General features: G+C 74.9%; 13 protein-coding genes. 3 read left to right on the forward strand and 10 right to left on the reverse strand.

Annotated elements, in window-relative coordinates:
- Positions 1–11: 11 nt before the first annotated feature.
- On the reverse strand, positions 12–560 hold the full coding sequence (locus G3T38_RS17800; protein ID WP_163773782.1) for an NADPH-dependent FMN reductase: 549 nt from the start codon (positions 558–560) through the stop codon (positions 12–14).
- A 117-nt stretch (positions 561–677) separates the two neighbouring features.
- On the opposite strand from G3T38_RS17800, the gene G3T38_RS17805 reads away from it, so the two are divergent.
- Positions 678–1310, forward strand: coding sequence for a TetR/AcrR family transcriptional regulator (locus tag G3T38_RS17805; RefSeq protein ID WP_338037746.1), 633 nt, complete (start codon positions 678–680; stop codon positions 1308–1310).
- Here G3T38_RS17805 and G3T38_RS17810 read toward each other — a convergent pair.
- The 8 genes from G3T38_RS17810 to G3T38_RS22380 all read right to left on the reverse strand — a co-directional run bounded on the left by G3T38_RS17810 (position 1294) and on the right by G3T38_RS22380 (position 10029).
- Entirely contained in the window at positions 1294–1881 is a 588-nt protein-coding gene (locus G3T38_RS17810; protein ID WP_163773784.1) for an NUDIX hydrolase family protein, read from the reverse strand. The genes G3T38_RS17805 and G3T38_RS17810 overlap by 17 nt on opposite strands.
- A 64-nt stretch (positions 1882–1945) precedes the next feature.
- Positions 1946–3571, reverse strand: coding sequence for a citramalate synthase (gene cimA, locus G3T38_RS17815; RefSeq protein ID WP_163773786.1), 1626 nt, complete (start codon positions 3569–3571; stop codon positions 1946–1948).
- Between the two features lie 223 nt (positions 3572–3794).
- The gene (locus G3T38_RS17820) at positions 3795–5609 is read right to left on the reverse strand and encodes a protein kinase domain-containing protein (protein WP_163773788.1); all 1815 of its coding nucleotides are present in this window, start codon (positions 5607–5609) and stop codon (positions 3795–3797) included.
- Between the two features lie 37 nt (positions 5610–5646).
- Positions 5647–6048 (reverse strand): MmcQ/YjbR family DNA-binding protein, encoded by a 402-nt coding sequence (locus tag G3T38_RS17825; RefSeq protein ID WP_163773790.1) that lies wholly within the window; start codon positions 6046–6048, stop codon positions 5647–5649.
- Complete coding sequence (locus G3T38_RS17830) at positions 6048–7580, reverse strand: M16 family metallopeptidase (protein ID WP_163773792.1); 1533 nt, start codon at positions 7578–7580, stop codon at positions 6048–6050. The genes G3T38_RS17825 and G3T38_RS17830 overlap by 1 nt, the downstream gene beginning before the upstream one ends.
- A gap of 11 nt (positions 7581–7591) precedes the next feature.
- Complete coding sequence (locus tag G3T38_RS17835) at positions 7592–8677, reverse strand: branched-chain amino acid aminotransferase (protein ID WP_163773794.1); 1086 nt, start codon at positions 8675–8677, stop codon at positions 7592–7594.
- Positions 8678–8809: 132 nt separating this feature from the next.
- Positions 8810–9892 carry a 3-isopropylmalate dehydrogenase gene (locus tag G3T38_RS17840; protein WP_163773796.1) on the reverse strand — a complete coding sequence of 361 codons (1083 nt, stop codon included), beginning with the start codon at positions 9890–9892 and terminating at the stop codon, positions 8810–8812.
- A gap of 11 nt (positions 9893–9903) precedes the next feature.
- Entirely contained in the window at positions 9904–10029 is a 126-nt protein-coding gene (locus G3T38_RS22380) for a hypothetical protein (RefSeq protein ID WP_275940957.1), read from the reverse strand.
- A 444-nt stretch (positions 10030–10473) separates the two neighbouring features.
- Between G3T38_RS22380 and G3T38_RS17845 the strand changes: the two genes are divergently transcribed.
- A complete protein-coding gene (locus G3T38_RS17845) occupies positions 10474–11040 on the forward strand; it encodes a class I SAM-dependent methyltransferase (protein WP_163773798.1) in 567 nt (188 codons plus the stop codon).
- Here the strand turns inward: G3T38_RS17845 and yczE are convergent.
- Positions 11014–11712: a membrane protein YczE gene (gene yczE, locus G3T38_RS17850; RefSeq protein WP_163773801.1), complete on the reverse strand. Its 699-nt coding sequence runs from the start codon at positions 11710–11712 to the stop codon at positions 11014–11016. The two genes, G3T38_RS17845 and yczE, sit on opposite strands and share 27 nt — an antisense overlap.
- A 74-nt stretch (positions 11713–11786) precedes the next feature.
- Here yczE and yczR point away from each other — a divergent pair, with 74 nt between their 5' ends.
- Positions 11787–13283 (forward strand): MocR-like transcription factor YczR, encoded by a 1497-nt coding sequence (gene yczR, locus G3T38_RS17855; protein WP_338037747.1) that lies wholly within the window; start codon positions 11787–11789, stop codon positions 13281–13283.
- Positions 13284–13324 lie beyond the last annotated feature (41 nt).

The following is a 13324-nucleotide window of genomic DNA, read 5'->3' on the forward strand; positions in this document are numbered from 1 at the left end:
GGGCGCCCGGCTCAGGCCGCGGCGACCTCGGGCGCGTTCTCGACCAGCTCGGTCAGCACGGCCAGCGCGTCGGCGACGAGCTGGTCGTCGCCGGACAGGTCCGGCGTGGTCGGCGTGGCGGACAGCCCCTTCTCGACGACGAGCCCGCCGGCGATCACGGCGGACTTGCGCGCCTCGTCGTGGGCCCACACGCCGCCGTACCGGCCGAAGGACGCGCCCACGACGGCGAACGGCTTGTCCTTGATGGCGCCGGCGGCGTAGGGCCGCGAGGCCCAGTCGATGACGTTGGCGAGGACCGCGGGCATGCGGCCGTTGTACTCCGGGGTCACGAAGAGCACGCGGTCGGCGGCGGCGATGCGCTCGCGGACGCGCTGCACCGCCTCCGGGGCACCGGCGGCGTCGACGTCGTCGTCGTAGAACGGCAGGTCGGCGAGGCCGTCGACGATCTCGACCTCGACGCCCTCGGGGGCGCGGTCGCGCAGGGCCTCGGCGAGGCGGCGGTTGACGGAGCCGGTGCGGACGCTGCCGACGAGGGCGGCGACGCGGACGGGGGTGGTCATGGTTCCTCCAGGGGGACGCGGAGTCGGTGGGTACGGTCGGACACAGTGAACGGACCACGGTCCGATTGCATTCCGGACCATAGTCCGCATCACGCCCTGTCGTCTACCCTTGGCCCCGTGACCCCGCACTCCGCGCCCACCGGGCACCCCGACCCCGCCCTGGCGCTCCTGCCCATGGCGGGCACGCCGCGCGTGCGGTCGGACGCGGCGCGCAACCGGGACGCGCTGCTCTGCACCGCGGCGCGGATGGTCGCCGAGGAGGGCGCCTCCGCCGTGACGATGGACCGGCTCGCCGCCGAGGCGTGCGTCGGCAAGGGCACGATCTTCCGGCGCTTCGGCAACCGCGCCGGCCTCATGGCCGCGGTGCTCGACGGGTCGGAGGCCGAGTTCCAGGCGCGCGTCATGCGGGGCGAGCCACCGCTGGGTCCCGGCGCTCCGCCCTACGAGCGGCTCATCGCGTTCGGGGTCGCCCGCTTCCAGGAGAGCGTCCAGCGCATCGACCTGCTCGAGGCCGCGGGCGGCGGGCGCTCGCACGCGGCGTACAGCTTCGGCCTGCTGCACGTGCGCCACCTGCTCGCCGAGCTCGGCGTCGAGGGCGACCTGCCCCTGCTCGCCGCCGCCGTGCTCGCGCCGCTGGAGGTGCCGCTGCTGCGCGCCCAGCTCGAGGTGCAGCACCTGCCCCTGGAGCGGCTCACGGCCGCCTGGATCGACGTGGCCAGCCGCGTCGTGGGGGTCAGCCCAACGCGTTGAGGTGGGCGAGCGCCTGCGTGAGCAGCACGCCCCGGCCGCCCTCCATGTCGGCGAGCACCTCGGGGGCCGAGGCCTCCGCCGGCGTCAGCCACGTCAGCTCCAGCGCGTCCTGGCGCGGCTGGCAGTCGCCGGTCACCGACACGACGTAGACCAGCGACACCGCGTGCTGGCGCGGGTCGTGGAGGGGGGTCACGCCCGGGAGCGGGAGGTACTCGGCCACCGTGAACGGCACCGGGCTCGCCGGGATGCGCGGGAACGCCGCCGGCCCCAGGTCCTTCTCGAGGTTGCGCAGCAGGGCGCGCCGCACCGTCTCGCCGAGCAGCACGCGCCCGGAGACGAAGCTGCGCGACATGCGACCGTCCATCGAGCCGCGCAGGAGCAGACCGACCTTCTCCACCTGGCCCAGGTGGTCGACCCGCACGGGGACGGCCTCGACGTAGAGGATCGGCACGCGCCCACGGGTCTCCGCCAGGCCCTCCTGCGAGAGCCACCCGGGCGACGCCTGCGCGTCGACGCCGAAGACCTCGGGGTTGGGCTCTCGCTCGGGTTCGTGGGCACCGAAGAGGGTCATGCGCGCATCCTGCCAGCCCCCTGGTGGACCCGCGCGCGCAGGCGGGGCTGCGACACGCCCCGGCTCACCCGACCGGGCGCACGCCCCCGCGGTGCAGCCCGAAGGTCACGCCGTCGAGCAGCGCCCCCCACGAGGCCTCGACGACGTTGGCACCGACCCCCACCGTGACCCACGAGGACTCGCCGTCGCTGGTCTCGATGAGCACGCGGGTGATGGCGTCGGTGCCCAGCCCCTGGTCGAGGATCCGCACCTTGTAGTCGATGAGGCGGAACCGACCGACCTCCGGGTAGGCCTGTCCCATCGCGGTCCGCAGCGCCTGGTCGAGGGCGTTCACCGGGCCGTTGCCCTCGCCCGTCACCACGATGCGCGTCCCGTCGGCGTGCAGCTTCACCGTCGCCTCGGACAGCGCCTCTCCCCCGGACCGGCTCTCCGTGATGACGCGCCACGACTCGACGTCCACGTAGGCCGGCCGGCGACCGCTGACCTCCTCGACCAGCAGGAGCTCGAAGGAGGCGTCGGCCGCCTCGAAGGTGTAGCCGCGCGACTCGAGGATCTTCACGCGCTCGGTGACGCGGGTGACCAGCTCCTTGCCCTCGGGGCTGTCGACCGACAGGTCGTAGCCGAGCTCCCGGCCCTTCAGCTCGATCGAGGCGCGGCCGGCCATGTCGGAGACCAGCAGGCGCATGTCGTTGCCCACGCCGGCGGGGTCCATGTGCTGGTAGAGGTCGGGGTCGACCTTGATCGCGCTCGCGTGCAGACCCGCCTTGTGGGCGAAGGCGGACGTGCCGACGTACGGCTGGCGGGACGCGGGCGGGACGTTCGTCACCTCGGCGACGGCGTGCGCGATGCGGGTGGCCTCGGCGAGCGCACCCGCCGGCAGCACCGGGCGCTCCAGCTTCAGCTCCAGCGCGGCGACCACGGCGACCAGGTCGGCGTTGCCGGTGCGCTCGCCGTACCCGTTGATGCAGCCCTGCACGTGCGTCGCACCGGCCTGCACCGCGGCGACCGAGTTCGCGACCGCGCAGCCCGTGTCGTTGTGGGCGTGGATGCCGACCCGGCCCCCGGTCGTCGCGACGACGTCCGCGACGATCTCGCCCACCCACGGCGGCAGCATGCCGCCGTTGGTGTCGCACAGCGCCACCAGCTCCGCGCCCGCCTCGAACGCCGCCCCGAGCACGTCGAGGGCGTAGGAGCGGTTGCGGCGGAAGCCGTCGAAGAAGTGCTCCGCGTCGACGAAGACCTCGAGCCCCTCGGACCGCAGGTGGGCCACCGTGTCGCGCACCATCGCGAGGTTCTCCGCCAACGTCGTGCGCAGCGCCAGCTCGACGTGGCGGTCGTGCGACTTGGCGACGAGGCAGGCCGTGCCCGCCCCCGAGTCGCGCAGGGCCGCGACCAGCGGGTCGTCGGCGGCCGCGACGCCGGCGCGGCGCGTCGACCCGAAGGCCGCCAGGCGCGCGTGCTTGAGGTCGAGCTCGGTGCGGGCCCGGCGGAAGAACTCGGTGTCCTTCGGGTTCGCGCCGGGCCACCCGCCCTCGACGTACCCCACCCCCAGCTCGTCGATCAGCCGCGCGATGGCGAGCTTGTCGCCGACGGAGAGGTTGAGCCCCTCCTGCTGCGCGCCGTCACGGAGCGTCGTGTCGTAGACGTGGAACGCACCCTGGAGGTCGAGGGGCTGCTCGGCGAGGCTCATCGGGGATCCTTCTCATCGGGAGTACGACGGGGGTGAGGACGGACTCCGACGCACCGTCCCGGCGGGTCCCGGGCACAAAAAAACCCCTCGGGTGAACGAGAGGTCGGCGCGCCCGGAGCTCCGGACGCGCTACGTAATGCCGATCAGACCAGCGACGACAGCACGGTGCACCGGGCCAGTGTGGCACGGCCCGCGCGATCCGCGCCAGCGTCCACGGGGCGTGTCAGCGCCAGAAGAGCACGGCGTCGCGCACGTCGTCCCAGAGCGCGTCCGGGGCGGGCGGCGCGTCGGGGGCGTCCTGGGCGGGGGCCCAGGACACGCCCTGGGCGTCGGCGGCGAGCGCCGTCCCGCCGGCGACCGCCGCGAGGAGCGCGGCGAACACCAGCCACAGCAGCGCGGAGTCGGCCACGGGGTCGACGACGGCGTGCACGGGTCCCCGCAGCCGGGAGCTGCCGGGCCCGGTCCACAGCGCGACCGCGAGCACGCCGGCGCCGATCGCCAGGCAGACCGTGGTGGTGAGGCCCAGCGCGAGGGCCAGGAGCCCCGCGCTGAGCGCGAGCAGCACCCCCCAGAGCACGAGCGCGACCGAGCCCAGGAACGAGAGCAGGAAGAACCACGGGAACCCCACCACCGCCAGGGGCCCGTCGCTCCAGTGCGCCCGTCCGCGGCGCTCCCGACGCTCGCGCCGCGTGCTCGCACCGAGCGACAGGGCGCGGAGCACGCAGACGAGCGCCGCCACGACACCCGCCGTCACCCACGGCGCGAGCATGCCCGCGGCGGTGACGGCACCGCCGAGGAGCAGGACGAGCACGCCCGAGCGGAAGCGCGCGCCCGCGCCCCGGCGCGGTGTCGGCTCCTGCCACGGCGGCGGGTACGCCGCGCGCTGCGGGACCTGCTGCGGGACCTGCTGCGGCACCGGGCGGGCCGGCGGGTAGGGCTGCTGCACCGGCTGCTGCACCGGCTGCCGCACCGGCTGCCGCACCGGGGGCGCCACGGGTCGCGGCGGCGGGGGCGGCTGCTGGTAGGGCTCGCGCTCCGGCGGCATGATCCGGGTGCCGCCCTCCAGCGGCGCAGCGGCCGGGGGCGCGGCGGCGGGCGTGTCGTCGATGGTCGGGAGCACGGCGGTGGCCGCGCCGGCCTGGTCCACCTGGTCCACCTGGTCCGCCCCCTCCGACCCCGCTGCACCCACCAGCGCCGCACGGGCCCGGGTCGCGCCGTCGAGGCTGTCCGGGTCGATCCAGGCGCGGAGCTCGGTCAGGGTGGGGCGCCGGCGGGGGTCCGGGTCGAGGGCGCGCTCGAGGGGCCCGCGCAGCCGGGCCGGCACGCCCTCGAGGTCGTGCTCCCCGCGGCGTACCCGGTCCATGACCGCCATCGCCGGGCCGCGCCCGAACGGAGCGCGCCCCAGGGCGGCGAAGGCGATGGTCGAGGCCAGCGCGTGCACGTCGGCGGCCGGCGAGGCGTCCTCGCCGTGCAGGATCTCCGGCGCGAGGTAGCCCGGGGTGCCGAGCAGCCAGCCCGTGTGGGTCAGGCGCGGGTCGTCCGCCACGCGGGCGAGCCCGAAGTCGATGAGGATCGGGTTGCGGCCCTCCATGAGCACGTTCGACGGCTTGACGTCGCGGTGCAGCACGCCGACGCGGTGCACCGCGTCGAGGGCGGCGCACAGCTCGGAGGCGACGTGCACGATGTCGCGCTCGTCGATCGCACCCTCCTCCTGCACGTGGTCGTGGAGGCTGAGGCCGGGCACGTAGCGCGTCGCGACGAAGGGGATCTCCGCCCAGGGGTCGGCGTCCATGATCTCGGCCACCCGACGGCTGCGCACGCGGCTCAGCGAGTTCACCTCGCGCGCGAGCCGCGCCCGGGCCTCGTCGTCACCCACGACGTGGGGCCGCAGCACCTTGAGCGCGACCCGCGGACCCCCGGGTTTCTGGGCCAGGTGCACGACCCCCATGCCGCCCTCGCCGAGGCGGGTCAGCAGCCGGTACTCCCCCACGCGCAGCCCGGCGGGCGGGCGCTGCGGGTCGGAGGCGGTGGTCGGCACGGCAGCGAATGTACCCGCGCCGCGCGCCGCGAACCGCTCAGCCGCGCGCGTCCAGCTCGGCGAGCGCGCCCTTCGGGGCGACCAGCCGGTACGACGCGTCCACCAGCTCGGCCACCTCGTCGAGGTCGATCCGGCCGGTGTCGAGGTCGATCCCCCGCCAGCCGGACGAGGCCCAGTAGCGCGGGAGGAAGAACCGTCCGTCCTCGTCCCAGGCCGCCAGCTCGGACGGCTCGGCCTTCACCACGACCGCCGCCGGGTGCGGGCGGCGCGACCCGTCGGCGAGCTTCTCCTCGCTGCCGAAGAGGCAGAAGATCTTCCCGACGCGGAAGGTCGGACGGCCGTGGGAGACGACCTCCTCCGCCCGCGGGTAGGCCAGCGCGACCTCGCGCAGCCGCCCGAGCCACGGGTCGGCGTCGTCGAACATGATCGGGTGCGGCACTAGGAACGACCCTCCGACCCGCGCGCGAACGCGGCCCGGCCCCGGTCGGGCCACGTCGCGTCGCGCACCACGGCGCGCGAGGCGCCGGCCAGCACCGCGCCGACGAGCTCGTCGCCCCGCCGCCACTCCGCCGGGTCGATGCCCCACCCCCGGCCCCTCCGGTCGACGAGCTGGACCGCACCGGAGGCGTCCCGGGCGACGACGACCAGGTCCGCGAGCGGCAGCCACCGCAGGTCGCCACCGACCCGCCCCCACAGGTCGGCGCCGTCGACGGCCATGCGGGCACCACGGGCCTCTCCCCTGCCCCGGTGCCACCGCACCGACCGCGGGACGACGTGCGTCCGCGGGGCCACCTGCCACGGCAGCCCGTCGTCGACCTCGAGACCCAGGGCCGAGGCTCGGGACGTCAGGTCCGGGCCCTGCTCGTGCGCCACGACCAGCGTCCGCAGCGCCGCCGCGAGGGTGCGGGACAGGCCCTCCGCCGTGGCGCTGCGGGCGTGCTCGACCTCGGCGTCAGGGGTCCGGGGGGCGTCGCGCCCCATGAGCGTCGCCTCCGCCCAGGCGTCGAGCTGGTCGACCGGGTCGGACCACCAGCGACGGCGGGCGGCGATCGTCGCCACGGCCTCCGTCAGCACGTCGGCGCGGATCCCCTCCCCGGCCAGGCGGCGCAGCGTGGCGACGACGCCGTCGACAGTGGCCGCGACGTCGTCGACGACGGGGTCCAGCACCAGGTCGAGCTGCGCCTCGGCGGCACCGACGGGAGTCACGTGGCCGTTCACGGTGTAGACGAGGGCCCGCGCGCCGCGCAGCTCGTCGTGCAGCTCGCGCTCGAGGCACTCCAGGAGCACCACCGCGTGCGCGCTCGGCACCAGCAACGACGCGGCCACCCCGTTCTTCGGCGACTCGACCAGGGTCGGCACCCGCACCAGCGGCTCCGGGACGGCACGACGCGGGCGCTGCCCCGCGGGCAGGCCGCCCGCGAGGTCCACGGGCAGGGGTGCCGTCGAGGTCAGCACGGCGTTGCCCGCGACGAACCAGTGCCGCACCCAGTCCCGCACCTCGCCGACCGTGATCGACGGGAGCGCCGGCCAACCGGCGCCCGTCACACCGAGGCCGCCGAGCCCGTAGCGGTAGGTGAGGAGCCCGGGATCGGCCGCGTCGCCGCCGGGTCGCTCCGCACGGATCACGTGGAGCTCGCGGACGAGGTCCTCGGGCGTGAACCGGCAGTCCCGCACCGCACCGGCGACGGCCTCGAGGAAGGTGGCGACCTCCTGCGGCGTGCCGCCCGTGTAGAAGGTGACGGTGTCGGGGCCGGTGGCGCCGTTGGCCCGGTGACCGACGTCCCCGATCGTGCGGAAGAGCAGGTGCTCGGCGAGGTGCGTGATGCCCGCGAGGTGCGGCGGCTCGTCCGCTGCGCCGACACCGAAGGTCCAGGTGCCGACCACCGTGCCGGGCAGGTCGAGCCAGCGGGCACGGACCCCGCCGCGCTCGCCGTCGAACGGACCCGGGACGGCGAGGGGCCAGGGCTCCATCGTCGGTCGCGTCAGACGACGCGGTGCATCCAGCCGAACGTGTCCTCGGCGCGGCCGTACTGGATGTCCACGAGCGCCTGGCGGATCATCGTCGTGACCGGGCCGCCCTCCGCGTCACCCGTGGCGGACGGCACATCGCCACCGGCCCACTTCAGCGACCCGACGGGGGTGACCACCGCGGCCGTGCCGCAGGCGAAGACCTCGACGATGTCGCCGCTGGTCACACCGTCGCGCCACTCGTCGATCGTGAACTTCCGCTCGCGGACCTGGTGGCCCAGCTTGCCGGCGAGCTCGATGATGGAGCTGCGGGTGATGCCCTCGAGGATGGTGCCCGTCTCCGGCGTGGAGATGCTGCCGTCGGCGTGCACGAAGTACATGTTCATGCCGCCGAGCTCCTCGACGTACCGCCCCTCCTGCGCGTCGAGGAAGACCACCTGGTCGCAGCCGTGCGCCGAGGCCTCCTGCTGGGCGACGAGGGAGCTGGCGTAGTTGCCGCCCGTCTTCGCCGCCCCCATGCCGCCCCGGCCGGCGCGGGTGTACTCCTCCGTCAGCCACAGGCTGACGGGCTTCACGCCGCCCTTGAAGTAGGCCCCCGCCGGTGAGGCGATGACCATGTAGGTGACGTGCTGCGAGGGCCGCACCCCGAGGAACGTCTCCGAGGCGAACATGAACGGCCGCAGGTAGAGGCTCTTCTCCCCCTCGGCGTCCGGCACCCAGCGCTCGTCGGCCCGCACCAGTGCGTCGACCGTCGCGACGAAGTCGGCGGGGTCGAGCACCGGCAGCGCGAGGCGCGCCGAGGAGCGGGCCATGCGCTCCGCGTTGGCCTCGGGCCGGAACAGCCACACGGAGCCGTCCGCGTGGCGGTAGGCCTTCATGCCCTCGAAGATCTCCTGGGCGTAGTGCAGCACCGCCGTGGCGGGGTCGAGCGTGAGCGGGCCGTAGGGCGTGATGCGGCCCGCGTGCCACCCCTCCTCGGGCGTCCACTCCACCGTGAGCATGTGGTCGGTGAAGTAGGTGCCGAACCCCGGCGCCGCCAGGATCTCGGCGAGACGCGCGTCGTCGACGGGGGTCGGGTTGGGGGTGGTGCTGATCTGCATGGGGGGCACGGTAGTCCACTCCTCGGGGGTCGTGGCAGGTCGGTGGCAGGTCGGTGGGCGCCGGGAAATGCGACGACGCCGGGCACACCCGCGGGGTGCCCGGCGTCGTGACGAGTCGTCAGGGAGCGGGGCTCACCCGGCTACTCGTGCGGCGATGGCGTCGCCGACCGCAGCCGTACGGCGCGGCTCGGCGCCCGCGCGACCGGCGAGGTCCGCGATCACGGCCTCCTCGATCGTCGCGGCAGCGGCGTGGTGCCCGAGGTGGTCGAGCAGCAGCGCGGCGGACAGGATCGCCGCCGTGGGGTCGGCCTTCTGCTGGCCCGCGATGTCGGGCGCGGAGCCGTGGACGGGCTCGAACATGGACGGGGTGGTGCGGTCCGGGTTCACGTTGCCGGACGCGGCCAGGCCGATGCCGCCGGTCACGGCAGCGGCGAGGTCCGTGATGATGTCGCCGAACAGGTTGTCGGTGACGATCACGTCGAAGCGCGACGGGTCGGTCGTCATGAAGATGGTGGCGGCGTCGATGTGCAGGTAGTCGACGGTCACGTCGGGGTGCTCGGCGCCGACCTCCTTCACGATGCGGCTCCACACCGCGCCGCCGTAGGTCAGCACGTTCGTCTTGTGGATGAGCGTGAGCTTCTTGCGCGGGCGGCGCTCGGCCCGGGCGAAGGCGTCGCGGACGACGCGCTCGACACCGAACGCGGTGGTGATCGAGACCTCGGTGGCGGTCTCGGCGGGCGTGCCGACGCGGATGGCGCCGCCGTTGCCCGTGTAGGGACCCTCGGTGCCTTCGCGGACGACGACGAAGTCGACGTCGCCCGGGGCGGCCAGCGGCGAGGTCACGCCGGGGAAGATCCGCGAGGGTCGGAGGTTCACGTAGTGGTCGAGCTCGAACCGCAGGCGCAGCAGCAGACCACGCTCGAGGAGACCGGGCGGCAGGTTGGGGTCACCGGGCTTGCCGCCGACGGCTCCGAGCAGGATCGCGTCGTGCGCGCGGATCTCCTCCAGCACTCCGTCCGGGAGCACCTCGCCGGTCGCGAGGTAGCGCTCCGCACCCAGGTCGTAGCGGGTGGGCTCGAACTTCACACCGGCCGGGGCGGCGACCTCGAGCACCTTGAGGGCCTCGGCGGTCACCTCCTGGCCGATGCCGTCGCCGGGGATGACGGCGAGCTTCAGCGAGCCGGGAGCGGCGGACGTCGTGGAGGAGTCGGTCATGGCGGGTGAGCCTAGTTGTCGTCGGGACGGTCGCCGCGGGTGTCCCGCAGGTCGAGCGACGCCTGCAGGGCCTCACGGCTGTGGGGGTTCTGCGGGTCGTGGCTGGCGGGTCCCCACTCGGGATACATGTCGTACATGGTCGTCTCCTCTGGTCGCCGGGACCGGGCGGTCGCCGGGGGTGATGAGTGTCGGTCGGTGCGGGTTGCAGCTGCGCTGCGTGTGCGACGCCCCTCGGCGGGGCTGCGTCCGGACCGGGATCACCAGGAGGACTCGAGCGGTTCAGCGGATCACGCGTGAGGTGCCGTGCGCCGCCGCGGGGCGTCGTGCCCGCATCGCGTGCGCTGGCTCAGGGGTGGGAGCGAGGAGCGGATGCGGGGATCCGATGAGGCCGGAGGGAGCACAACGCCGAACACCGCGGCGAGGTGGCCTCACCTTCAGTGGGCCTCGCCGCGGCGAACGATAAGTACGATCACGCTCCGCATAGTGGGTCGAAGGTACGCCGCACCCGCAGCCGGCGGGAGACCCTGCGGCGAACCGCTCACCATCTGAGACGGGATGACCGGAATGGCAGACTCGTTCCCGTGAGTGCCCCGCCCGAGCTGCCCGACGTCGTCACCCGAGCCTTCGACGTGTCGCGGCGGGCGGGCTACGTCTCCTTCTGCCGCAACGAGACGGGGCGGCTGCTCGCGATGCTCGCGGCGACCCGCAGCGGCGTCATGGCCGAGTTCGGCACCGGCTGCGGGGTCGGCACGGCCTGGCTGCGCAGCGGCATGCAGGGCGACGCACACATCCTGACCGCCGAGCTCGACGAGCGGCTCGCCGACGCGGCCGCCGAGATCTTCGTCGACGACCCCCAGGTCGAGGTGCTGGCCGCCGACTGGTCGACCCTCGGCGGGAAGGGACCCTTCTCGCTGCTGTTCCTCGACTCCGGGGACCCGGCCTCGGTGGCGGTCGACAAGATCGCCGACCTCGTGGAGCCCGGCGGGATCGTCGTGCTCGACGACTTCGTGCCGTGCGAGATGTGGCCGCCCATCACCTACGGCCGCGTCGACGTCCTGCGCGAGCAGTGGCTCACCGACGAGCGGTTCACCGCGGTCGAGGTGATGGTGGCCTCCGACGCCTCAGCCGTCGTCGCGACCCGGCGCTGACGCACCGGGCACCACGGCCCGCGGTGCCCGCAGGTCGACGGTGAAGAGCGGGAGCATCGCCTGGGTCAGCGGACCGATGGCCAGCGCGTAGAGCAGCGTGCCCACCCCGACGATCCCCCCGAGGGCGAGGCCACCGAGCACGACCGCCACCTCGAGGCCGGTGCGGACCAGCCGCAGGGAGAGCCCGGTCCGCCGCGCGAGCCCGGTCATCAGCCCGTCTCGCGGCCCCCGGCCGAGCTGGGCGCCGATGTAGAGCGCCGACGCGAACCCGCACAGCAGCACGCCGCCCACCATGAGGGCGACCCGGTCGAGCAGGCCGTCCACCTGGCCGACCAGGGCGATCGTGGCGTCGGCGCTGAGGCCGAGGACGAACGGGTTGGCGAGGGTCGCCAGGCCCGGTCGCTCCCGCAACGGGATCCAGGCCAGCAGCACCACGAAGCTGGCCAGGATCAGCACCTGGCCCAGGGTCAGCGGCACGTGCGTGGCGATGCCGGAGTGGAGGACGTCCCACGGCGCCAGCCCGACCGCGCCGCCGACCATGAGCCCCAGCGACACGCCGTAGCAGACGAGCCCGACGGTCATCTGCACGAGCCGGCGTGGCAGGTGCCCGGCGCGCAGCTGCGCGACGGGGCCGAGGTCCTGGAGGGTCCGGGAGGCGAGGGGCGTGCTCATGCCTGCACTCTGCTCGATCATTGGCCTTCACTTCTATAGCCACTTCTGGGATGGTGGCCTGCATGAGCCCCACCGTGACCGCCTCACGCGTAGCCACTCTCGTCGCGGGATTCGACCGCTCGCCGGCGTACGAGGGGCTCGCCGCCGCCCTGCGCCTCGCGATCGGCGACGGACGCGTGCCCTACGGCGCGCGGTTGCCGAGCGAGCGCGACCTCACGGGCGTGCTCGCCGTCTCGCGCACCACGGTGACGCGGGCCTACGCCCTCCTCGTCGAGCAGGGGTACGCCGCCGCCCGCCGCGGCGCCGGCACCTTCGCCCAGGTGCCGGGCGGGCCCGCACGCGCCCGGGACCGGGCGCTGACGCCGCGACCGACCCGCGCCGTGCCGCGAGCCGACGGACGCGGTGACGCCGGTGGTCTCGGTGTCTCGGGGGACGACGACCTCGTCGACCTCGTCTGCGCCGCCTGCCCGGCGCCACCGGGGATCGCGGAGGCGTACGCCGCGGCGGCGGACGAGCTGCCGGGCTACCTCGGCGGACACGGGTACTTCCCGACGGCGTTGCCCCAGCTCGCCGAGGCGATCGCGGCGCGCTACGAGGCCGACGGACTGCCGACCACGCCGGACCAGGTCGTCGTCACGGCGGGCGCCCTGGCCGGGACCGCCATCGCCGCCACGGCGCTGCTGCGCACCGGCGACCGGGCGCTCGTGGACAACCCGGTCTACCCCAACGCGGTGCACGCCCTGCGGCGGGCCGGCGCCCGGATCGCCACCGCCCCCGTGGGACGGGAGGGTTGGGACCTCGACGCCTACGTCGCGGCCGTCCGCCAGGCGGCACCGCGGGTCGCCTACGTCATCCCCGACTTCCAGAACCCCACCGGTCACCTCCTCGGCACCGCCGACCGGGAGCGCCTCGCCGAGACCCTGCGCCGGGCCCACGTGGTGCCCCTCGTCGACGAGTCGCTGCGCCACCTCCGGCTCGACCTCGCTGCCGCCGACCTGCCGCCGGCGTTCGCCACCTTCGCCCCTGACGCCGTCAGCGTCGGCAGCGCCAGCAAGGTGCTGTGGGGCGGGCTCCGCCTCGGCTGGATGCGGCTGCCCAGCGCATCCGTGGCCGCGACGGTCGAGGCCCGCCTGGGCCTCGACCTCGGCGCCCCCGTGCTGGAGCAGCTCGTGCTGGCCCGCCTGCTCGCGGACCCCACCGCGGAGGACGCCCAGCGGGAGCGCATGCGAGCCCAGCGGGACCACCTCGTCGCCGCGCTGCGACGCCACCTCCCCGCGTGGCGCTTCGAGGTGCCGCGCGGCGGTCTCGTGCTGTGGTGCGAGCTGCCGGTCCCCGTCGCCAGCCGCCTCGCCGACGAGGCGGAACGCCTCGGCGTGGCCATCGCCGCCGGACCGCAGTTCGCGACCGGGGGCGGCCTCGACCACTTCGTGCGCCTGCCGTGGACGCGGCCGCCCCACGAGCTCGACCTCGCCGTCCAGCGTCTCGCCGCGGCGTGGGACCGCGTCACCGGTGGCGCCGACGAGGACACGGGCGCGCGGCGCGGCGGCGAGGGCACGGTGCTGGTGGCCTGAGCCGAGGCGCACCGCTCCACCCCGCCCCGTCCCTCCCGTCC

The organism is Nocardioides zeae (assembly GCF_010686755.1).
Lineage (GTDB): Bacteria > Actinomycetota > Actinomycetes > Propionibacteriales > Nocardioidaceae > Nocardioides > Nocardioides zeae.